Below are 19,518 nucleotides of genomic sequence, written 5' to 3'. Positions count from 1 at the left end.
TGTTTTTACAAATAGGCCTGGCTTTTGCTCTGGCAGAACATGCCTCTAGAAACCATGACTGCCCCGGCGCAGCGCGCCCAGGATCTGCTGCAGACAGACGTCTTCATTCCTCATATGCGCCAGGTCGGGCGCTGCGAGAGTTCGCTCAGGGAGCTGAATCTGATGTGGCGGCTCATAGAGTCCTCAGCCAAGATGAATTGCCCTCAGGAAGCGCAGGCCTTGTTGCCCATGATGGCCGCCACGCGTGGCGGCTTCGAGCGGCTGGAGCAGGAGCTGGTGCAGTCCATGGTGATGCAGGCGGTGACGGGGGTGACAGCGGGGCTGGCCAGTCAGGCACAGCATCTGATCGATACCCTGGTGCGCAATCTCTACGAGCGCACGGCCGACGTGGGGTTTCTGGCGACCGACGCCATGCTGTGCCAGTTCATGGCCGCAGCGGATGGCGACGAGGCGGCCATCACCCAGCGTCTGCGTGCCTACCGAAGCAAGTACACGGTCTACGCGGACATTCTGCTGCTGGATGCCGAAGGCCGGGTGCGAGCGAGTGCGCGTGAGAGGAGTCAGGCCGCAGATCAGCCATGCCGGGATACATTGATTGCCCGCGCTCTGCAAAGCCCGGGCTTTGTGCAGAGTTTCGGTGCCACCGACCTGCTGCCAGGGCACGGCAGCGCGTTGATCTATGCGCATCGCATGCTGCACGCCGGCAACCGCCAGCCTATTGGCGTGCTGTGCCTGTGTTTTGACTTTGATGGCGAGATGCAAGGCATCTGGAGCGGCCGAGACCGGACAGACGGTAGCGGCGCGCCCGAAGCTCAGACCAGCATCGCCCTGTTGCTCGATGATCGGGGACTGGTGCTGGCCAGCAGCGATCCGCACTGGATTGGTGTGGGTGCGAACGTGCGGCCTCACCGTGATGGTGCGGATTCGCTGTATGTACATGGAGGACGCACCTATCTGGTGCAATCGGCGGCCTCGGCAGGCTATCAAGGCTATATGGGCCCCCAGGGCTGGCGGGCGCAGATCATGACGCCGCTGGAGCTGGCCTTCGGTCTTCAATCGCAAGCAGGTCTGGATGGGCTGGATGCCGCGGTGGCCCAGGGCCTGCTGGCACATGCACATCGCTTCTGCCCACCCCTGCATGCCATACGCAGCGCAGCGGACACCATACGTCGTGTGGTCTGGAACGGCCGCGTCATGACAGCAGGCAAGCAGATGGACAACACGCGGCTGCAGGCCGTGCTGGAGCAGATTGGCGAGACGGGGGCGCGGACCAACGAGGTCTTCTCCCAGTCCATCGATGCGCTCTACGGCACGGTGCTCAACACCGCACTGAGAGACAACAGCCTGTTGACCAGTCTGCTGGTGGATCTGCTCGATCGCAATCTCTATGAGCGTGCCAACGACTGCCGCTGGTGGGCCTTGACGCCGCAGCTGTCCGAATTGCTCGAGGACCTGGCCTTGGGCGAGACGGCCCCGGATCAGGTGAGCGAGGCCTGTGCGCTGCTCACCGCCATTCACGACCTGTATACGGTCTACCAGCAAATCATGGTCTATGACGTTCGCGGCAGGGTCGTGGCCGTCAGTCAGCGAGGCCGCCCCGATGCCGAGATCCGTGGGCTGCTGGGCACCTATATAGAGACGGACAGCCTGCACCAGGTTCTGGCGCTGGGCGGGACCCAGGCCTATCACGTCTCGCCATGGCGCCCTTGTGTTCAGCACGAGGAGGACGGCCCGACCTATGTCTATCACGCGGCCATACGCAATGCCGATGGCGTGGTGCTGGGCGGAATCGGCCTGGTGTTCCATGCACAGCGTGAATTCAAGGCCATGCTTGAGGGCGTGACCGGTGTTCAGGCGGCAGGCGGCAGGCGGGTGGCCTATCTGAACCGCTCGGGCCTGGTCATGTCTTCCTCGGATGTGCAGCTGCAGCCGGGCATGCAGCTGGATCTGCCGCCGCAGATGCTGGCCCTGGCATCTGGACAGAGCATGGCCCGCGCCATGGTGTATCAGGGCCAGTATTGCGTGGTGGCGATCACGGCGGGCAGCGGTTACCGGGAGTTCAAGCGCAGCGACGGCTATAGCGAAGAGGTGCTGGCCTTGTCCGTGCAGGCGTTTGGTGCCGTGCAGGACGATGCGCTGGCGGCCGTCTCTCGCCGCAACACCAGGGTGCAAAGCCTGGCGGCGGCCAGCCAGGGCAGTGCCGCGGGCATGGAGATGGCGACCTTTTTTGTGGGGTGCAGCGTGCTCGCCGTGGATGCTGCCTGCGTGCTCGAGGCTCAGAGTGCCTCGGCCATCGCCCCCGTTTCAGCCGGTCGCTTGCCGCATTGCGTGGGCACGCTGGCGCGGCGCAGCCAAGGGGTTGTGGCTGGCTATGTCTGGGTATTCGATCTGGGGGAGCTGCTTTTTGGCAAGCCCGTGACCAGGACGGCGCAAAGCCAGGTGATCGTGCTGGAGCACAGGGGGCTCAAGCTGGGTGTGCTGGTCAGCGATCTCGAAGGGGTGGCGCGATTCGAGAGCGGGCAGCTGCGACTGGCCCCTGCAATGGCGGGTGCGGCGGATCAGCTGGTTGACCGCTTGATCCGGGCCAATGACGGCGATTTGCTCATCCAGTGCCTGAACGTGGCGGCCCTGGTGCGCATGCTCAAGGCACCGCAGCCGGCGGAGCAGGCTGCTGGCGGCTGAACGGCCGGGCTGCTTATTGAACCGGGAACGGGTTTTTTTCGTCGCGCGGCGCGCTGAAGTCCACGCTGGGCGTGGTCTTGATCTCGTACTGGCCGCGATCCTTGCCTTCGATCCACTTTGGGGGCTTGCCGCGGCCGGTCCAGGTCGCACCACTTTCGGGGTCGTAGTACCTGGCCTCGACCTTTTTCTTTTCTTCAGGCTTCCAGGGGAAAACCTGCTGAGAGGTAAAGCCGAAGGTGGCGATCAGTTGCTTGACGGTGGCCAGGGCTTCCTTGGCTTCGGTGCTGCGCGCTTCTTCGATGCGCTTGTCCAGCGCATTTTTCTGAGCGATGAGTTCTTGATAGCTTGGCATTCTGGATTCCAGAGATAGTGTGAAAGGTCAGCACTGATTGCCGCCTTTGTTATTGTTTTGCAAAACCATTCATTTTGGCGCAAGCGCGAACGCGCCGCATTGTTGATGTTGCGTACACTCAATCTGCAAAGGGGCGCGCATCACTTCGAAGGGCTGCACACATCACTCTGGATGATCCGGCCTGGGGCTCAAGCCTGTTTGTCACCCGTGGCCATGGCCTGCAGGGCCGAGCCCGTCATGCGATAGCGGATCCACTCGGTCTGTGGCAGGGCGCCCAGGCTGTCATAGAACTTGATGGAGGGCGTGTTCCAGTCCAGGCAACTCCATTCAAAGCGGCCGCAGTCCTTTTCCATGGCGATCCGGGCCAGATGCTGGAGCAGGGCCTTGCCGGCGCCGTGGCCGCGGGCGTCAGGCGTGATGTACAGATCTTCCAGATACAGGCCATGCTGGCCCTGCCAGGTGGAATAGTTGAAGAAATACACGGCAAAGCCCACGGCCTGGCCGTCAATCTCGCAGATCAGGCCGAAGACAGCCGGGTTGGCGCAGAACAGCGTGCGACGCACATGGTCGGGCGTGGCCTTGACTTCGTGCTCGGCCTTTTCATAGATGGCGAGTTCGCGTACGAAGTGCAGGATCAGGTCGATGTCTTGCTCGGTGGCGGGGCGGATATGGAGCTGGCTCATTAAATATTAGGAAAAAGTGGCTCAAGAGCTTGATGGTAAAGCGCTCGCAGCTATGGTTTTGTTGTATCAGGCGACCTGGCGCTCGGGCTCGCTCTGAGCCAGAGTCACGGGCAGGAACTGGCACAAGATCTGGAAATGGTCCTCGAAGAACTCGGCCTCCATGCGGGGCAGATCGGCAATCGGCACCCAGCGGGCCAGGGCGGCGTCGTCCGCACCCTGTACCGGAGGCAGGCTGGGCTGCACGCCCAGATCCAGATAGTGCACATGGGTAATGGTACGCCCGCGCAGGCTGCGGTCCGGGTGATCGAAGACCTGCACGGCCTGCAGGGCCGCCAGCAAATCGGCCTCGCTGATGGAGGAGCAGGTTTCTTCACGCAGCTCGCGCATGCAGGATTGCCAGAGGCTGTCGCGCTGCTCGAGAAAGCCGCCGGGCAGCGCCCAGAGGCCCTGGCCCGGCGCATGGCCGCGCTGGATCAGCAACACCTGGTCCTGGCCCTTGGCACGGCAGCGCAGCAGCGCATCCACGGTGACGAACACCGGTGCATAAGGCGCCTTGGCCCAGGCCCGCTTGTAGTCCTGCAGCATATGCCATTCCTTTTGCAGGCGCAGATACAGCGGTGTCTGGGCCCAGCGGCGCAGAAAGTCCAGCGTGCTCTCGGGCATCTGGGAGGAAAGCCTGGCCAGGGCGGCATCCATGGTTTCGGGCGAGGCGCCGCCTTCACCGAAGAAGATTTCGCGAAGCGGAGTGGCGTCGAACTGGCCCAGGCGCGGCAGGCTGATCAGCTCCCAGCCCGGAAAGCGGGCCAGATAGCTGCTGCTGGAGTCCTTGAAATGCCCGACCAGGGCCACGCTCGCGCCCTCGGGCACATGGGCTTGCACGGCTTCGCGTACGGCATGCACCCACAGCGGCTCGTTGTAATAGTCGCGCACGGGCACGCAGCGCACGCGCTCGGCATCCTCTTTCGATAACGCATTGCGCAACATCTGCGCGCGCTCCTGCCAGCTGAACGGGTTTTTGGGATTGGGGGCCTGCCAGGCGCTGCCCAGTACCACCACGACCTGGCGAGCTCGCTCCAGTGAGGCATGCAGCAAGGCCATATGGCCGTTGTGCAGTGGCTGAAAGCGGCCGATCAGCACGGCAGTATGCAGGGGCACGGAGGTGGGCAGGGTCTCGGGTGCGGCGGCGATGACACGCTTGCTGGAGGTGTTGGGACTGGCTTGAGGCATGAGAGCGAAACCCGTACAGAAATCGGCGCCCACAAGGGCAAATATGGATAAAAACGCGCTAAACGTTTACTGGGTAAGCGAAATTAGCTCACTTTTTAATGTTTAACCAGGCCCGGTACGGCCAAAGTCGGCATTCGAGACAGGCTGCCAGGTGCTCGGCCGCACCTAAGGTGCTGCAAGGCTTTGCCAGCTAGTCTCAAGCAGGTGCCGGGCATTGCTACTCGTAGTGTGCCGCAATCGGCATCTGCCGGCCCGTGCCAAAGGCCCGTGGGCGTACTCTGAGCATGGGCGGAGCCTGGCGGCGCTTGTATTCGCTGCGGAACACCAGCTTTTGCACGCGGGCAATGGTCTCGGGGCCGCCGGCTTCTGTGCGCAGCCTGTCCACAAAGGCCGCGGCCTGCGCATATTCCTTGCTGGACAGGTGCTGGCCCTCGATATGCCATTTGAGAATCTCGTCGAGCACGGCATAGGGCGGCAGGCTGTCCTCGTCCTTCTGGCCGGGAGCCAGCTCGGCCGAGGGCGGCTTGTCGATGATGGTCTGCGGGATCAGCTCGCGGCCCGCATGCGTATTGATATGGCGCGACAGCTCGAAGACCTCGGTCTTGTACAGATCTCCGAGCAGGCCCAGACCGCCGTTGGTGTCGCCATACAGGGTGCAGTAGCCCACCGAGACTTCGGACTTGTTGCCCGTGGTCAGCAGCAGATGGCCGAAGGCATTGGAAAACTCCATCAGCGTGGTGCCGCGTGCGCGGGCCTGCAGATTCTCCAGCGCCAGGCCCTTGAGCGGCTCGCCAAAGCTGGCCTCGAACTGGCGTGCATAGGTGGTGACCAGCTCCTTGATGGGATGCTCGTAGAGTCTGATGCCCAGATTGCGGCACAGCAGCACGGAGTCGTCGACCGAGCCCGCAGAGGAGTAGCTCGACGGCATGGTGATGCCGACCACGTTGTCCGCTCCCAGGGCATCGACGGCCAGAGCCAGCGTCAAGGCCGAATCGATGCCGCCCGAGCTGCCCACCACCACCTGCTTGAAGCCGCAGCGGCGAGCATAGTCGCGCAGGCCCAGCACGATCTGCTGACGGTAGAACTCCATGGTGGCCAGGCCTTGCGTCGGCACGGCAGGCAAGGCAGTGCCGTCGCAGGCCTGAAACCGGCCCTGCGCATTCAGCTCCAGCGTGCAGACATCTTCCTCGAAGCGCCTGGCTTCAAAAACCAGTCCAGCCTCGGGCTCGACGGCAAACGATGCGCCGTCGAACACGATCTGGTCCTGGCCGCCGATCTGGTTGATGTAGAGGATGGCCAGCTTGTGGCGTGCCGCCGCCTGGGTGAAGATCTCGTGACGCTGCTCGCGCTTGCCCAGGTGGCTGGGGCTGGCGTTGATGCTGATGACCAGGTCGGGGGCCGCATCGCCCATGCGCACGAACGGGTTGGTGGCGTAGTCGGCGCCCTGGTCGTTCCAGCCGTCCTCGCAGACCAGAAAGCCCACCTGGCAGTTGCCCACGCGCAGCACCTTGGCCGTGTCGGCCCCGGGCTCGAAGTGGCGGCGCTCGTCAAAGATGTTGTAGGTGGGCAGCAGTTGCTTGTCGTACTGCAGGCGGATCTGTCCGTTCTTGAGCACCAGCAGGCTGTTGTGCAGCGGTTTGCCGGGGCCATCGTGGCGAGTCGGCGCGCCCACGACCCAGTGCAGATCGGGGAACTGGCACGTGGCCTGCAGCAACTCCTGCAGACCTGCATCCAGTCTTTGCAGAAAGCTGGGCTCGTCCAGCAGGTCGCCGGGGTAGTAGCCGCACAGCGACAGCTCGGAAAACACCACCAGGTCGGCCTGTTCGGCCGCGGCCCTGGTTGCGGCTTCTCTCATGCGGCGGATATTGCCGCTGATGTCGCCCACCATGTAGTTGAGCTGGGCGAGGGTGACTTTCAGCATGGTTTTCTCCAGGGAATCAGGCGGCTTTGGCAGCAGGTTCAGGGATGTTGAAGACCTGGCGCAGATAGGCCAGATAGGTCTCGTCGTTGCACAGCGTCTTGCCGGGCGAGTCCGAAATCTTGGCTACGGGCTGGCCATTGGCATGGGTCAGCTTCATCACGATATTGATCGTGGTCAGTCCCATGTCATTGGTCAATCGCGTGCCTATGCCGAAGCCGCACTGGATGCGATCTGCAAAGCGGTGGTAGAGCGCCAGGGCCGTGTCCAGGTCCAGTCCGTCCGAGAACACCAGGCGCTTGCTCTGCGGCGCAATGCGCAGCTTTTCATAGTGGGCAATGGCCTTCTCGCCCCACTCGAAGGGATCGCCGGAGTCGTGGCGCAGGCCGTCGAAGAGCTTGGCAAAGTACATGTCGAAGTCGGCCAGAAAGGCGTCCATGCCCACGGTATCGGTCAGGGCGATACCCAGGTCGCCGCGGTATTCCTGCACCCAGTCCTCGAGGGCGGCCACCTGGAAGTCGCGCAGGCGCACGCCCAGGGCCTGATAGGTCTGCAGATACTCATGGGCCATGGTGCCAATGGGCACCAGGTTCAGGTCGCGAGCCAGCAGCACGTTGGACGTGCCCTTGAACCACTGCGCGGTCTCCTGGGCAAAAGCCTGTACCACCTCGCGTTGCCAGGCTCCCGAAAAGCGGCGGCGCACGCCGAAGTCGAACAGCTCGAAGGGGTTGTGCAGCCTGGCCTCGACAGCCAGATGCTTGAGCTGGGCCAGCTTGACCTGCAGGCGCTTGCGGCCTTCGACAAGGGCGGCATCGGCATCGAAGCGGCGGAAGTACAGCTCGTTGACGATGGCCAGCACATAGATCTCGAAGCCCATCACATGGACTTGTGGGCCCTTGGCAACGATATGGAGCCGGTCGCCTTCGGCCCAGGCGCGGATGAAGGCACGCTGGAACTGGAAGATGCGCAGAAAGTCGATGAAGTCGCTCTTCATGAAGCGCAGGCCGGCCAGGTAGTCCAGCTCGCCCTTGTCGAAACGCAGGCTGCACAGGGCGTCCAGCTCGCGCTCCACCTCGGGCAGCAGCTCGGCCAGCGGGAAGGCCGTGGGCGTGCGGCAGACAAATTCGTACTCGGCCTCGGTCTGGGGGTGGCGGTGCAGCATGGCCTGCCACATCGTGAATTTGTAGAGGTCGGTGTCCAGCAGGCTGGTGATGATGGGCTTCATGCCGTTCTTCTTTTCAAAAATATGAGCTGCTAGCGCTTTATCCATGGGCGCTAGAGGCTGATTTGTCTCATAAGCCAAAGCTGGCGCTGGTTTTGCAGCGTACACCGGTTGCACGCATGCGTTGCAGGAAGTCGAGGTGTGCGCCCTCGAATCCGGCGACCGGGCTCATGCAGTCCGTCAGCAGCACGATGCGCGAGTAGTCGTTGCTTTCCCAGTGCTCCACGATGTGCTCGGTGGTGGCGCGCACGCAGTGGCTGCTGGCTTCGCCCGCGATCACCAGGGTGCTGCTCTGGCGCAACTGGGCCAGCAGGGCAGTGTTGAGTCCGGTTTCGCCATCCTGCGGATCGGGAACCTCGGCGCGAATGGCGCTGTAATGCTCGGTCCAGGGGTTCATGCCCTTGAAGACATGGCGGGTGGCTCGGTGCTGCAACTGCTGCCACTGGCGGCAGGCCGCGAGCACGCTGGCATGCATGCCATGGCCCCAGCTGCCGATCTCGCAGTGCAGCGGCCAGACCATCAGGGTGTAGCTGCCCTGGGCGTCCAACTGATCCAGGTATTGCAGAGTGCGTTCGCGTTCGGCAGCGTTGCGCGGTGCATAGTCGCCGGCACGGACCTGCGCTGCCGTGATCGAGGTGAATGGCAGGACGGCATGGCCATCGCGCTGCTGCCAGAAGGCGGGGTGGGCAATGTCATAAGCCTGATGCGAGTCCAGAGTGATGGTGATCTGGCCCAGCTTGTCTCCCTGGGCTGTCATCCAGCTACTCAGGCGCTGCATATCGGCATGAGCGCCCGTCACCGGAAGGCTGGGTGCTATCAGCTGATGAGTGTCTGGTGAGCGGGGGCACCAGTCGGCAGGCAGATCGCAGAAGTCGTTTTGCGGGTCAATGATGAGCAGCTGGGTTTGTGGATGACTCATGGTGTTCAGCTTTCCTGCGAGATGCAATGTCTGCAGTCTAAAACACTTAAAATATTTTTGCAACTAAGTATTTTTGAGCTCGTATGAAATAATCAGCCAAGAAAAAACGAAGTTGGTAAAAAAATGAATCAAAGCGATGAGCGCAGGGAAGCGGTGCAGGTCAGTGTGGATGTGGTGCTGCTGACTCTGGTGGAGCAGCAGCTGCATGCCGTGCTGCTGCGTCGTCAGGCTGCGCCTTTTGCCGGGGTGTGGGCCTTGCCCGGCGGCTTTATTCATACCGATGAGGATGCGGACGCCAAGGCCAGTGCGGCGCGCGTGCTCAGAACCAAGGTGGGCATAGAAGGTGCGTATCTGGAGCAGCTGGCCACTTTCAGCGGCCCGGCGCGTGATCCGCGCGGCTGGTCGGTGGCAATCGCCTATTGCGCTCTGCTGCCCGTGCAGAACCTGCCCCCCGATCGCTCCGATATCAGCGTGGTGCCGCTCTCGGCTCTGCCGCAACTGCCGTTCGATCACCGTGCCATCCTGGACGCCGCCCTGGAGCGCGTGCGCAGCAAAAGCCTGTATTCCTCCTTGCCCGTGCATCTGTGCGGCGAAACCTTCACGCTGCCGCAGCTGCAGCAGGTCTATGAAAACATTCTGGGCGAGCCGCTGAACAAGGTCAGCTTCAGGCGCAAGATGGACGAGATGGACTGGCTGGAAGCTGTGCCTGGGGCTATGCTGGGTGGTGGGGCGCACCGGCCTGCCCAGCTTTACCGGGCCAAGCCCGGCTTCAGCCAGACGCTGGCGCTGACTGCCCGAGGGCTTTGAGGTCGGTCTGCATGAAAAATGCCTGCACAAGGCAGGCATTTGGGCGGGTGTGCAGCGGAGGGCGGTTAGCTGACTGCGCCAATGCCCAGTAGGGCCAGAACCACGAAGATCACGGCAACGGCAATGAAAATAAAGAACAGGATCTTGGCTATGCCGGCTGCGCCCGCGGCTACGCCGGTAAAGCCGAAAACACCGGCCACCAGGGAGATGATGGCAAAAATAATGGCCCACTTGAGCATCGGAACTCCTTTGTCTGAAGCGATGTTTCAAGCCTAAGTCGCCGGGCGCAGGCTTGCGGTGCTCATTCGGGGGAAATCCTTGTCGGTTTGATCCGACAACAAAAAAGCCACCGCAATGGTTCGCGATGGCTTCTTGATGAGGCTTGAAGGCTCAAGCCCTTGGATTCTCAGGCCCAGTGGGTGTCCGAATTACTTCAGACCTGCCGCGGCGCGCAGCAGGGCTGCCTTGTCGGTGCGTTCCCAGGTGAACTCGGGCTCTTCGCGGCCGAAGTGACCGTAAGCTGCAGTCTTGCTGTAAATGGGGCGCAGCAGATCCAGCATCTGGATGATGCCCTTGGGGCGCAGGTCGAAATGCGCAGCCACCAGCTTGGCGATTTCCGCATCGGGAATCACGCCCGTGCCTTCGGTGTACACGGTGATGTTCATGGGGCGGGCCACGCCGATGGCGTAAGCGACCTGGACCTGGCACTGGCGCGCCAGACCGGCGGCCACCACGTTCTTGGCCACATAGCGGGCGGCGTAGGCGGCCGAGCGGTCCACCTTGGTTGGATCCTTGCCGGAGAAGGCACCGCCGCCATGGGGGCAGGCACCGCCGTAGGTGTCCACGATGATCTTGCGGCCGGTCAGGCCGCAGTCGCCCTGAGGGCCACCCACGACGAAGCGGCCCGTGGGGTTGATCAGGTACTTGGTCTCTTGCAGCCAGGCCGAAGGCAGCACGGGCTTGATGATTTCCTCAATGATGGCTTCGGTGAAAGATGCCTTCATCTTGGTTGCCGTTTCCGACTGATCGGGGCTGTGCTGGGTGGACAGCACCACGGTGTCGATGCTGTGGGGCTTGCCGTCCACATAGCGCAGGGTCACCTGGCTCTTGGCGTCGGGGCGCAGGAAAGGCAGACGGCCATCCTTGCGCAGCTGGGCCTGGCGTTCCATCAGGCGGTGCGCGTAATAGATGGGCGCTGGCATCAGCTCGGGTGTTTCGTCGCAGGCGTAGCCGAACATCAGGCCCTGGTCGCCAGCGCCGGTATTCAGCTCGTCATCGCTGGCCTTGTCCACGCCCTGGGCGATGTCCTGGCTTTGCTTGTCGTAGGCGACGAGTACCGAGCAACCCTTGTAGTCGATGCCGTATTCGGTGTTGTCGTAGCCGATGCGCTTGATGGTGTCGCGTGCGACCTGGATGTAGTCCACATTCGCACCGGTGGTGATTTCACCGGCCAATACCACCAGACCGGTGTTGGTCAGTGTCTCGGCAGCCACGCGGCTGTGCGGGTCTTGGGTGAAAATAGCGTCCAGAATCGCGTCAGAGATCTGGTCGGCAACCTTGTCGGGGTGGCCTTCAGAAACCGATTCCGAGGTAAACAGAAAATCGCTGTTCGCCATTGATATAACTCCTTGTAGCTTGGGCAATTGCGTTGCCCGAGCTTCGAAGTCTGGCGAACGCTTTAGCAGTTTTGTTTTTACGTCGCCCTGCAAGTTGCTCTTTAACTCAGCGACCCCGCTATTCTAATGCCTTCCCTGTTTCGACTGTTTGCTGCACTGCCTTTATGGCTATTGCATGGCCTTGGCGCTGCCATGGGGTGGGTGACCTGGGCGCTATCTCCCACCTATCGGCGCCGATTTGCGGCCAACGCCGCCCAGGCTGGCTATGCATTTGCCCAGGTCAGGGCTGCGGTGGGACATGCGGGTCGCATGGTGTTCGAGATGCCGCGTATCTGGCTGGGCCAGTTGCCGGATTGCGATATCGTCAATGGAGCCGTGGCCGAGAAGGCCTATGCGCGTGGCAAGGGCATTGTGTTTCTTACGCCACATCTGGGTTGCTTCGAGATGTCCGTGCAGGCCGCGGCGCGGCGCTGGTCGGATCGGCATGGCGCAATCACCGTGCTTTACCGCCCCGCACGCCAGGGCTGGCTGGCCGAAATTCTGGAAACCGCGCGCAATCGTCCTGGCGTTCAGGCCGTTCCCACCACCCTAGCGGGTGTGCGTCAGATGATCAAGGCGCTGCGCCAGGGGGCGGCTGTGGGGCTGCTGCCTGATCAGGTGCCGCCCAACGGTCTGGGCATCTGGTCGCCTTTTTTCGGCCGTGATGCGTATACGATGACATTGGCGGCACGTCTGGTGCTGCAAACCGGGGCCACGGTCATCGTGGCGCGGTGCGAGCGCAAGTCCTGGGGGCGGGGCTACACGCTGTATCTAGAGGAATTGCCTGTGCCCGAATCTCAATCGCTGGAAGCCACCGTGGCGCTGATCAATCACGCCATGGAAACCACCATTCGCCAGTCTCCGCAGCAATACCTGTGGGGCTATGGCCGCTACAAGCAGCCGCGTGAAGACAAGCAACTCTCGGGGGAGAAGGCATGAGCGCCAGCAAGATCGCCATCGGCTTCATGCATGTGCTGGCCAAGCTGCCTCTACCCCTGCTACGTGGCCTGGGCAAGTTTGTGGGGCGTGTGCTGTTTGTGGTGGCGGGCCAGCGCCGGCGCATCGCGCTGCGCAATTTCGAGCTGTGCTTTCCCGATGTGCCTGAGGCGCAGCGCAAAGCCTGGGCGAAAGAGTCTTTTGAGGTCTTTTGCCAGACTTTTCTCGACAGAAGCTGGTTGTGGTTCGGCTCCGAGGAGCTGGTGCGCAGCCGTGTCAAGCTGGTCGGGGCCACGCATGAACTGGAGGGCGATACGCCCACCATCGTCTTCGCACCGCATTTCTACAGCATGGATGCCGGTGGCCTGGCCCTGCCGCTCAATACCGAGCGCGAGTTCACTTCCATTTTCGCCACCAATCCCGATCCGGACCTGGATGCCTGGTTCATGAATGGCCGTCAGCGCTTCGGCAATGTGAAGATGCTTAATCGTGCCGATGGCGTCAAGCCCATCATCCAGTGCCTGCGCAAGGGCGGGCTGCTGTATCTGCTGCCCGATATGGACTATGGCAAGAACGATTCGGTGTTCGTGCCCTTTTTTGCGGTGGAAAACACGGCCACGATTCCCTCGCTTTCGCGCTTTGCGCGTCTGGGCAAGGCCAAGGTGGTGGCGCTCTACAACCGCATGACGCCTGAAGGCTATGTGGCCGAGCTGACGCCGGCCTGGGAGAACTTCCCGACCGACGACCATGTGGCCGACACCGCCCGCATGAACCGCGAGCTGCAGGCCGCCATCATGACCATGGTTCCGCAGTATTACTGGGTGCACAAGCGCTTCAAGACGCGCCCCGATGGCGAGCCATCGCTGTACTCCGGGAAATAGACGTTAAATCGTTTCCATGCCTGATGGCATGGGCGCCAGAGGCTTCCTTTTCAGGAGCGAGCTGGCGCTGAAAGAAACTCCGCCAGAGCGCGCTGCACGGCCTCCGGCCTCTCGTGGACCACCCAGTGGCTGCAGCCCCGGAGATGCTCTATCTCCAGCTGAGGCACCCATCGCTCCAGCCCATGCAGCAGGGCGGGCTGCAGTGCCAGGTCGCTATCGCCCCAGAGAATGCGCACCGGCACAGGGATGTGCAGCATTTCATCGGGCAGGCTGAGCTCGCGAATGTCCTGCAGCTCATCGGCGCTGCCGCCGGGTCGGGGCGGCACCAGCGGGCTGGCCGCGTAGAACATGCAGGCGCCGTGCACGCCCAGATCCCAATGCTCGCGGTATTGCTGCTGACGCTCGGGCGTCAGCCATGCGGGCATGCTGCCGTCGGGGTTCTGAAAGAATCCCAGCATGCGCTGCCAGCCGTTTTCGGCCAGCAGCTCGGGGGCGTCGGGCCGGCGCAGAAAATGCATGTACTGGCTGGCGGACTGCTGCACAGGGTTGGACTGAAGTTCGCGCAAGAAGCTGCCGGGATGCGGGGAGTTGAGTATGAGCAGCCGTTCAAGCTGCTGGGGATAGCGGTTGGCCAGGCCCCAGGCCACGGCACCGCCCCAATCATGGGCAATCACGCAGGCAGCGCGCTTGTCACGACTCTCCAGCGCAATCAGGGCGGCCAGATCCTCCACCAGGTATTTGGCACGGTAGTCGCTGATGGCCGTGGGCTGGCTGGAGCGGCCATAGCCGCGCAGATTGGGCGCCACGCAGCGGTAGCGGCTGCCGAATTGCTCAAGCAGCCCATCCCAAATGAAAGCGCCTTCGGGGAAACCGTGCAGAAACAGCAACAGGGGCTGACCCGGCTCGCCGCTGGTGCGGCATTCCAGTTCAACCCCTGTGGACAGGGTATGCATGCAAGTCATGACCATGAAGCTCTCCTTTTTGTAGCTCCTGGCGCTTGCAAGATAAGCGCCTATGGCTGATTTTGCTCAGGTGCCTCGTCTGCGGGCGTCGCTTGGGTGACGGGCGCAGCCTGGGGCATTCCCGCCTGGGGCGTCCCCGCCTGGGGCAACCCCTCGGGGTGGCACCAGTGCCACAGCAACTGGGCCACATCGTCCACGCCCTGCTTTTTGAGGGCAGAGAACAGACGCACCTCGCCACCGCCCGCATTGAGCTTGGTGATGGACAGGATCTTGGCCTGCTCGGCGCGGGTCAGCTTGTCGGCCTTGGTCAGCACGATGAGGAACTTCAGGCCTTGCTCCACGCGTGGGCGGATGGCATCCAGCAGGGCTTCGTCGAGTTCGGTCAGGCCCAGGCGCGGGTCGCACAGCAGCACCACGGCGGAGAGGCTTTCGCGGCTCATCAGATAGTTGAGCATGACGCGCTGCCAGCGCTCCTTGTCGGTGCGGGAGACGGCAGCGTAGCCATAGCCGGGCAGGTCGGCAAGCACGGCGTCGGTCACGCCCTGCTTGCCCAGCGCAAACAGGTTGATGTGCTGGGTACGACCGGGCTTCTTGGAAGCGAAAGCCAGCTGCTTTTGCTGGGTCAGCGTATTGATGGCGGTGGACTTGCCGGCGTTGGAGCGGCCAACGAAGGCAATCTCGGGAACGTCGACCTTGGGCAGCTGGTTGAGCTGGGCCGCGGTCGTGAAAAAGCGCGCGGTGTGCATCCAGCCCATCGCAAGCTTGCTGTCGATCAAAGAAAGTGTTTTTCCGGCAGTGGTATCCGGGGAAGCATGGGTCATGACGGTAACTATTTCAGGGAGGCCCATTGTAGAATTTGACGGATTCGCGCTCTCAACAATAGACCCAGCCCCTTGATATGAAGTTGCTTGCCTCTTTGCTGACTGCTGCCATTTTCGCAGCACCTGCCTTCCCCGCATTTTCGGCGGGAGAAACACCTGTGAAGGCGGATGCTGCCAAAGGGCAAGCCAGTTATGGGGCGGTTTGCGCCGCCTGTCACGCCGCAGACGGCAATTCCACCATTCCCCTGCAGCCCAAGCTGGCCGGCCAGCACCCCGAGTATCTGGTCAAGCAGCTGCGCGAGTTCAAGGATGGCAAGCGCAACGACCCGGTGATGAAGGGCTTCGCTGCCACGCTCAGCGATGGTGATATGCAGAACATTGCGGCCTGGCTGCATACCCAGGCACCCAAGAACGGCTTCTCCAAGGACAAGGACTCCATCGCCCTGGGTGAACGCATTTACCGCGGTGGCATTCAGGAGCGCCAGATTGCCGCCTGTGCGAGCTGCCACAGCCCCAACGGCTCCGGCATTCCGGCCCAGTACCCGCGTCTGTCGGGTCAGCATGCGGAATACACCGTGAAGTCGTTGACGGACTTCCGCGACGGCAAGCGCAGCAATAGCATTCCCATGGCCCAGGTTGCTGCCAAGCTTAATGATCGCGAAATCAAGGCCGTGGCAGACTATATAGCTGGCTTGCGTTAAAAATCCTTTTCATCAGATGCGCGGGTGACTCCGGGAACTTTCAGGCATCTGGCACCCCCCAAGTCAGGCGGGCCCATCGGCTAGTTCAGCAGATGGCCCGCCTTTTTGCGTTCGGCTCTATCTCATCCTCATGTCAGACCTTCCACTTCGCGATCGTGACTCCTCTCGCTCACAGGCAGTGCGCGCGACTCTGGAGTTGCTGGCCTCCATGCGCTTTGCGATTTCACTGCTCACAGTGATCTGCATCGCATCGGTCATCGGCACGGTGCTCAAGCAACATGAACCGCTGGTCAACTATGTCAACCAGTTCGGTCCCTTCTGGGCGCAGCTGTTTCTGGCGCTGAAGCTCAATGCGGTCTACAGCGCCTGGTGGTTTCTGCTGATTCTGGCCTTCCTGGTCATCAGCACCTCGCTGTGCGTGAGCCGCCATGCTCCCAAATATCTGGCCGACATCCGCAACTACAAGGAGAACCTCCGCGAGCAAAGCCTCAAGGCCTTCCATCATCGCGCCGAGGCGGATGTGGCTGGCAGCACCGAAGAGGCGGCCAAGCGCATCGGCCAGCAACTGGTGTCTGGCGGCTGGAAGGTCAAGATGCAGCAGCGCGACACGGCGGCCGGGCCCGGTACCGGCTGGATGCTGGCAGCCAAGGCAGGTGCGGCCAACAAGCTGGGCTATATCGCCGCTCATTGCGCCATCGTGCTGATCTGCATTGGCGGGCTGTTTGACGGCGATCTCATCGTGCGGGCCCAGATGCTGCTGGGCGGCAAAACGCCTTATACCGGCGGCGGCATGATCTCGGACGTGGCGCCCGAGCATCGTCTGTCGATCAAGAACCCGACCTTCCGCGGCAACCTCATGGTGTCCGAAGGCACGCAGTCCGGTACTGCGATCCTGAATCAATCGGATGGCATCTTGCTGCAAGATCTGCCATTTTCGGTGGAACTCAAGAAATTCATCGTGGAGTACTACTCCACCGGCATGCCCAAGCTGTTTGCCAGCGATATAGTGATTCATGACCGCGCCACTGGCGAGAAGCTGGAAAAGCGCGTGGAAGTGAACCATCCGGCCAGCTACAAGGGCATAGAGATCTACCAGAGCAGCTTCGATGACGGCGGCTCCAGCGTCAAGCTGCATGCCGTGCCCATGGACGGCGTCTCCCAGCCTTTCGACGTGGAGGGCGTGATCGGCAACTCCACCGAGTTCGTGCGCAAGCTGGCCGATGGCCAGCAGGACAAGGTGACGCTGGAGTACACGGCGCTGCGCACCATCAATGTGGAGAACTTCGGCGGCCAGGACAAGGGCGGTGCCGGCACCGATGTGCGCAAGGTCGATCTGAGGCAGGCCATCGACGAGCGTCTGGGCGCTGCCCACAAGACCACGGACAAAAAGGATTTGCGCAATATCGGCCCCAGCGTGGGCTACAAGCTGCGCGATGCCTCGGGTCAGGCGCGCGAGTTCCAGAACTATATGCTGCCCGTTGACACGGGCGAGGGCCAGCCCGTCTTCCTGCTTGGCGTGCGTGAGAATCAGGCCGACCAGATGCGCTATCTGCGCGTGCCTGCCGATCCTGAGGGCACGATGAACACCTTCATGCAGCTGCGTCAGGCCATGCAGAACAAGGCCCAGGCCGAGAAGGCGGCGCGCGCCTATGTGCAGCGGGCGGTCGATGTCTCCAAACCCGAGCTGGCCGAGCCGCTGACGCAGTCCGCGCTCAAGGCGCTGGAGCTGTTTGCCGGCCAGGACGCCAAGTTCAAGGGCCCTGACGGCCGCCAGCTGGGTGGTTTGCAGGCGATATCGGACTTCATGGACAGCAATGTGCCCGAGGCCGAGCGCGAGCGCGCCGGCGAGGTGCTGGTGCGGATTCTCAACGGCGTGCTGTTCGAGCTGGCTCAGCAGGTGCGCCAGCAGGCGGGGCTCAAGCCTTTCGAGAACGACGAGAAGACCCAGGCCTTCATGACGCAATCGGTGTTCTCGCTCAGCGACGCGCAGTTCTATCCGGCACCCGTTGTCTTCATGCTGCAGGACTTCAAGCAGGTCCAGGCCAGCGTGTTTCAGGTGGCGCGTGCCCCTGGTAAAAACATTGTTTACCTGGGTTGCCTCTTCCTGATCATCGGCGTTTTTGCCATGCTGTACGTGCGTGACCGCCGCATCTGGATCTGGCTGACCCCTGCGAATGATGGCAGCCATGCGAACATGGCCTTGTCCACCAACCGCAAGACCATGGATGGCGACCGCGAGTTCGTCATGCTGGCCGACAAGCTGATCGGGGCCAAGCCCTTACAAAAGAAGACTCCCGGAGGTTCTGTATGAACACCGCAACCACGACATTGACTCTGAACGAAGGCTATTTCGCCCGCCGCAACTGGTTTGACTGGTTGTTCGCGGTCGTGGTGGCCGTGGGCCTGGGCTATGCGCTGCAGCGCTACGCCGCCTATATGGATGTGTATGAGAAGGGCATTTTGCTGGCGACCATCCCGGCCATGATCTGGATGGGCTGGTTCTGGCGCCCGCTGGCGGTGCTGATGCTGACCGTGGCCGGCTTCTCGCTGATGGCCATCGGTCTGTACCAGGGAGGAGATGGCGGCGAACTGGCACGGTCGGAGACCGTCTTCGGCCTGAAGTACTTCCTCTCCAGCCAGTCCGCCATCCTGTGGATGAGCATGGTGTTCTTCATCAGCACGGCGTTCTACTGGATAGGCGTGTTTGCCAAGGGCGAGCGCTCGGTCATGTCGCTGCTGGGCTCGCGCCTGGCCTGGCTGGCCGTCGCCATGGCGCTGATCGGCACCATGGTGCGCTGGTACGAGAGCTATCTGCTGGGCCCGGACATCGGCCATATCCCCGTCAGCAATCTCTACGAAGTGTTCGTCATGTTTTGCTGGATGACGGCCATCTTCTATCTGTACTACGAGCAGCATTACGACACGCGTGCCCTGGGCGGCTTTGTGATGCTGGTGGTCAGCGCGGCCGTGGGCTTTCTGCTCTGGTACACGCTGGTGCGCCAGGCCCATGAGATTCAGCCACTGGTGCCGGCTCTCAAGAGCTGGTGGATGAAGCTGCATGTGCCCGCCAACTTCATCGGCTACGGCACGTTTGCGCTGTCTGCCATGGTGGCGTTTGCCTATCTGATCAAGCAGCAGGCCACCGAGACCAAGTGGTACAAGCTTGCGCCGCTGTGGCTGCTGGGCGTGGTGCTGTGCTTCGAGCCCATCGTCTTTCGCAAGGGTGCGACCGAGAACGGCGGCAGCTACTGGATGGTGTACTTCGGCATCTCGGCCCTGATCGTGGCCGGCATCCTGCTCTCGCGCAAGCGCATTGCGGCCCGTCTGCCCTCGTTCGAGATTCTGGACGACGTGATGTACAAGGCCATCGCCGTGGGCTTTGCCTTCTTCACCATCGCCACCGTGCTCGGCGCTCTGTGGGCGGCCGAGGCCTGGGGCGGCTACTGGAGCTGGGACCCCAAGGAAACCTGGGCGCTGATCGTCTGGCTCAACTATGCAGCCTGGCTGCATATGCGCCTGATGAAGGGCCTGCGCGGCACGGTGTCTGCCTGGTGGGCACTGGCGGGTCTGGCCGTCACCACCTTTGCCTTCCTGGGCGTGAACATGTTTCTGTCGGGCCTGCACAGCTACGGCGAGCTGTAGGCCGCGTAACAAGCACTCCAGAAAACAGGAGCTGCTTGCGCTGATTGAATAAGGATTTCAGGTTGAAAGCAATCTGAAACCATTGATCATCAAGCGCAAGAAGCTCCTTT

Annotated in this window: 17 protein-coding genes; 7 read left to right on the top strand and 10 right to left on the bottom strand. The window is 62.1% G+C overall.

Annotation, left to right across the window (positions count from 1 at the left end; all coding sequences use genetic code 11):
* Positions 1-39: 39 nt before the first annotated feature.
* Positions 40-2,682: a chemotaxis protein CheW gene (locus tag Cth01_RS02840; protein ID WP_233425100.1), complete on the top strand. Its 2,643-nt coding sequence runs from the start codon at positions 40-42 to the stop codon at positions 2,680-2,682.
* A gap of 13 nt (positions 2,683-2,695) precedes the next feature.
* On the opposite strand, the gene Cth01_RS02835 is transcribed toward Cth01_RS02840, so the two are convergent.
* The 6 genes from Cth01_RS02835 to Cth01_RS02810 form a co-directional block, all read right to left on the bottom strand.
* Complete coding sequence (locus Cth01_RS02835) at positions 2,696-3,034, bottom strand: H-NS histone family protein (RefSeq protein ID WP_034357382.1); 339 nt, start codon at positions 3,032-3,034, stop codon at positions 2,696-2,698.
* Positions 3,035-3,222: 188 nt separating this feature from the next.
* Positions 3,223-3,717: a GNAT family N-acetyltransferase gene (locus tag Cth01_RS02830; protein ID WP_034357384.1), complete on the bottom strand. Its 495-nt coding sequence runs from the start codon at positions 3,715-3,717 to the stop codon at positions 3,223-3,225.
* A 66-nt stretch (positions 3,718-3,783) separates the two neighbouring features.
* Positions 3,784-4,944 (bottom strand): bifunctional nicotinamide-nucleotide adenylyltransferase/Nudix hydroxylase, encoded by a 1,161-nt coding sequence (locus tag Cth01_RS02825; protein ID WP_045838469.1) that lies wholly within the window; start codon positions 4,942-4,944, stop codon positions 3,784-3,786.
* A gap of 217 nt (positions 4,945-5,161) precedes the next feature.
* Positions 5,162-6,865, bottom strand: coding sequence for an NAD+ synthase (locus Cth01_RS02820; RefSeq protein WP_045838468.1), 1,704 nt, complete (start codon positions 6,863-6,865; stop codon positions 5,162-5,164).
* Between the two features lie 16 nt (positions 6,866-6,881).
* Positions 6,882-8,087 carry a nicotinate phosphoribosyltransferase gene (gene pncB, locus Cth01_RS02815; protein WP_034357386.1) on the bottom strand — a complete coding sequence of 402 codons (1,206 nt, stop codon included), beginning with the start codon at positions 8,085-8,087 and terminating at the stop codon, positions 6,882-6,884.
* A gap of 67 nt (positions 8,088-8,154) precedes the next feature.
* Entirely contained in the window at positions 8,155-9,003 is an 849-nt protein-coding gene (locus tag Cth01_RS02810; protein WP_045838552.1) for a cysteine hydrolase family protein, read from the bottom strand.
* A 123-nt stretch (positions 9,004-9,126) separates the two neighbouring features.
* Between Cth01_RS02810 and Cth01_RS02805 the strand changes: the two genes are divergently transcribed.
* The gene (locus Cth01_RS02805) at positions 9,127-9,810 is read left to right on the top strand and encodes an NUDIX hydrolase (protein ID WP_034390590.1); all 684 of its coding nucleotides are present in this window, start codon (positions 9,127-9,129) and stop codon (positions 9,808-9,810) included.
* Between the two features lie 65 nt (positions 9,811-9,875).
* Here Cth01_RS02805 and Cth01_RS02800 read toward each other — a convergent pair whose 3' ends face one another.
* Complete coding sequence (locus tag Cth01_RS02800; RefSeq protein ID WP_003058756.1) at positions 9,876-10,049, bottom strand: DUF1328 domain-containing protein; 174 nt, start codon at positions 10,047-10,049, stop codon at positions 9,876-9,878.
* Between the two features lie 189 nt (positions 10,050-10,238).
* Complete coding sequence (gene metK, locus Cth01_RS02795; protein WP_034357390.1) at positions 10,239-11,426, bottom strand: methionine adenosyltransferase; 1,188 nt, start codon at positions 11,424-11,426, stop codon at positions 10,239-10,241.
* Between the two features lie 126 nt (positions 11,427-11,552).
* On the opposite strand from metK, the gene Cth01_RS02790 reads away from it, so the two are divergent.
* Both Cth01_RS02790 and Cth01_RS02785 read left to right on the top strand, forming a co-directional pair.
* Complete coding sequence (locus tag Cth01_RS02790; RefSeq protein ID WP_034381514.1) at positions 11,553-12,404, top strand: lysophospholipid acyltransferase family protein; 852 nt, start codon at positions 11,553-11,555, stop codon at positions 12,402-12,404.
* Complete coding sequence (locus tag Cth01_RS02785) at positions 12,401-13,282, top strand: LpxL/LpxP family acyltransferase (RefSeq protein ID WP_034381516.1); 882 nt, start codon at positions 12,401-12,403, stop codon at positions 13,280-13,282. Before Cth01_RS02790 ends, Cth01_RS02785 begins: the two co-directional genes overlap by 4 nt.
* A gap of 50 nt (positions 13,283-13,332) precedes the next feature.
* On the opposite strand, the gene Cth01_RS02780 is transcribed toward Cth01_RS02785, so the two are convergent.
* Both Cth01_RS02780 and yihA read right to left on the bottom strand, forming a co-directional pair.
* Positions 13,333-14,250, bottom strand: coding sequence for an alpha/beta fold hydrolase (locus tag Cth01_RS02780; RefSeq protein WP_045838467.1), 918 nt, complete (start codon positions 14,248-14,250; stop codon positions 13,333-13,335).
* A gap of 44 nt (positions 14,251-14,294) precedes the next feature.
* Positions 14,295-15,065 (bottom strand): ribosome biogenesis GTP-binding protein YihA/YsxC, encoded by a 771-nt coding sequence (gene yihA / locus Cth01_RS02775; protein WP_045838466.1) that lies wholly within the window; start codon positions 15,063-15,065, stop codon positions 14,295-14,297.
* Positions 15,066-15,142: 77 nt separating this feature from the next.
* On the opposite strand from yihA, the gene Cth01_RS02770 reads away from it, so the two are divergent.
* From Cth01_RS02770 to ccsB, 3 genes are all read left to right on the top strand, one after another.
* The gene (locus Cth01_RS02770; RefSeq protein WP_034357400.1) at positions 15,143-15,766 is read left to right on the top strand and encodes a c-type cytochrome; all 624 of its coding nucleotides are present in this window, start codon (positions 15,143-15,145) and stop codon (positions 15,764-15,766) included.
* A gap of 130 nt (positions 15,767-15,896) precedes the next feature.
* Positions 15,897-18,077, top strand: a complete 2,181-nt coding sequence (locus tag Cth01_RS02765; RefSeq protein ID WP_045838465.1) for a cytochrome c biogenesis protein ResB — start codon at positions 15,897-15,899, stop codon at positions 18,075-18,077.
* On the top strand, positions 18,074-19,408 hold the full coding sequence (gene ccsB, locus Cth01_RS02760) for a c-type cytochrome biogenesis protein CcsB (protein ID WP_003058739.1): 1,335 nt from the start codon (positions 18,074-18,076) through the stop codon (positions 19,406-19,408). The genes Cth01_RS02765 and ccsB overlap by 4 nt, the downstream gene beginning before the upstream one ends.
* The last annotated feature ends 110 nt before the right edge of the window (positions 19,409-19,518 follow it).

This window comes from Comamonas thiooxydans (assembly GCF_000964545.1).
GTDB lineage: Bacteria > Pseudomonadota > Gammaproteobacteria > Burkholderiales > Burkholderiaceae_C > Comamonas > Comamonas thiooxydans.
The sequence above is the reverse complement of the archived record's forward strand: the minus strand, read 5'-3'. Positions and strand labels throughout refer to the sequence as shown.

Excerpts from the sequence above, each read along its gene's own strand:
- Cth01_RS02805 (WP_034390590.1), top strand. The coding sequence starts at position 9,127 with ATGAATCAAAGCGATGAGCGCAGGGAAGCGGTGCAGGTCAGTGTGGAT.
- ccsB (WP_003058739.1), top strand. The coding sequence starts at position 18,074 with ATGAACACCGCAACCACGACATTGACTCTGAACGAAGGCTATTTCGCC.
- Cth01_RS02840 (WP_233425100.1), top strand. The coding sequence starts at position 40 with ATGCCTCTAGAAACCATGACTGCCCCGGCGCAGCGCGCCCAGGATCTG.
- Cth01_RS02790 (WP_034381514.1), top strand. The coding sequence starts at position 11,553 with ATGCCTTCCCTGTTTCGACTGTTTGCTGCACTGCCTTTATGGCTATTG.
- Cth01_RS02800 (WP_003058756.1), bottom strand. The coding sequence starts at position 10,049 with ATGCTCAAGTGGGCCATTATTTTTGCCATCATCTCCCTGGTGGCCGGT.
- pncB (WP_034357386.1), bottom strand. The coding sequence starts at position 8,087 with ATGAAGCCCATCATCACCAGCCTGCTGGACACCGACCTCTACAAATTC.
- Cth01_RS02785 (WP_034381516.1), top strand. The coding sequence starts at position 12,401 with ATGAGCGCCAGCAAGATCGCCATCGGCTTCATGCATGTGCTGGCCAAG.
- Cth01_RS02835 (WP_034357382.1), bottom strand. The coding sequence starts at position 3,034 with ATGCCAAGCTATCAAGAACTCATCGCTCAGAAAAATGCGCTGGACAAG.
- Cth01_RS02810 (WP_045838552.1), bottom strand. The coding sequence starts at position 9,003 with ATGAGTCATCCACAAACCCAGCTGCTCATCATTGACCCGCAAAACGAC.
- Cth01_RS02770 (WP_034357400.1), top strand. The coding sequence starts at position 15,143 with ATGAAGTTGCTTGCCTCTTTGCTGACTGCTGCCATTTTCGCAGCACCT.
- metK (WP_034357390.1), bottom strand. The coding sequence starts at position 11,426 with ATGGCGAACAGCGATTTTCTGTTTACCTCGGAATCGGTTTCTGAAGGC.
- Cth01_RS02765 (WP_045838465.1), top strand. The coding sequence starts at position 15,897 with ATGTCAGACCTTCCACTTCGCGATCGTGACTCCTCTCGCTCACAGGCA.
- Cth01_RS02825 (WP_045838469.1), bottom strand. The coding sequence starts at position 4,944 with ATGCCTCAAGCCAGTCCCAACACCTCCAGCAAGCGTGTCATCGCCGCC.
- Cth01_RS02780 (WP_045838467.1), bottom strand. The coding sequence starts at position 14,250 with ATGGTCATGACTTGCATGCATACCCTGTCCACAGGGGTTGAACTGGAA.
- yihA (WP_045838466.1), bottom strand. The coding sequence starts at position 15,065 with ATGACCCATGCTTCCCCGGATACCACTGCCGGAAAAACACTTTCTTTG.
- Cth01_RS02830 (WP_034357384.1), bottom strand. The coding sequence starts at position 3,717 with ATGAGCCAGCTCCATATCCGCCCCGCCACCGAGCAAGACATCGACCTG.
- Cth01_RS02820 (WP_045838468.1), bottom strand. The coding sequence starts at position 6,865 with ATGCTGAAAGTCACCCTCGCCCAGCTCAACTACATGGTGGGCGACATC.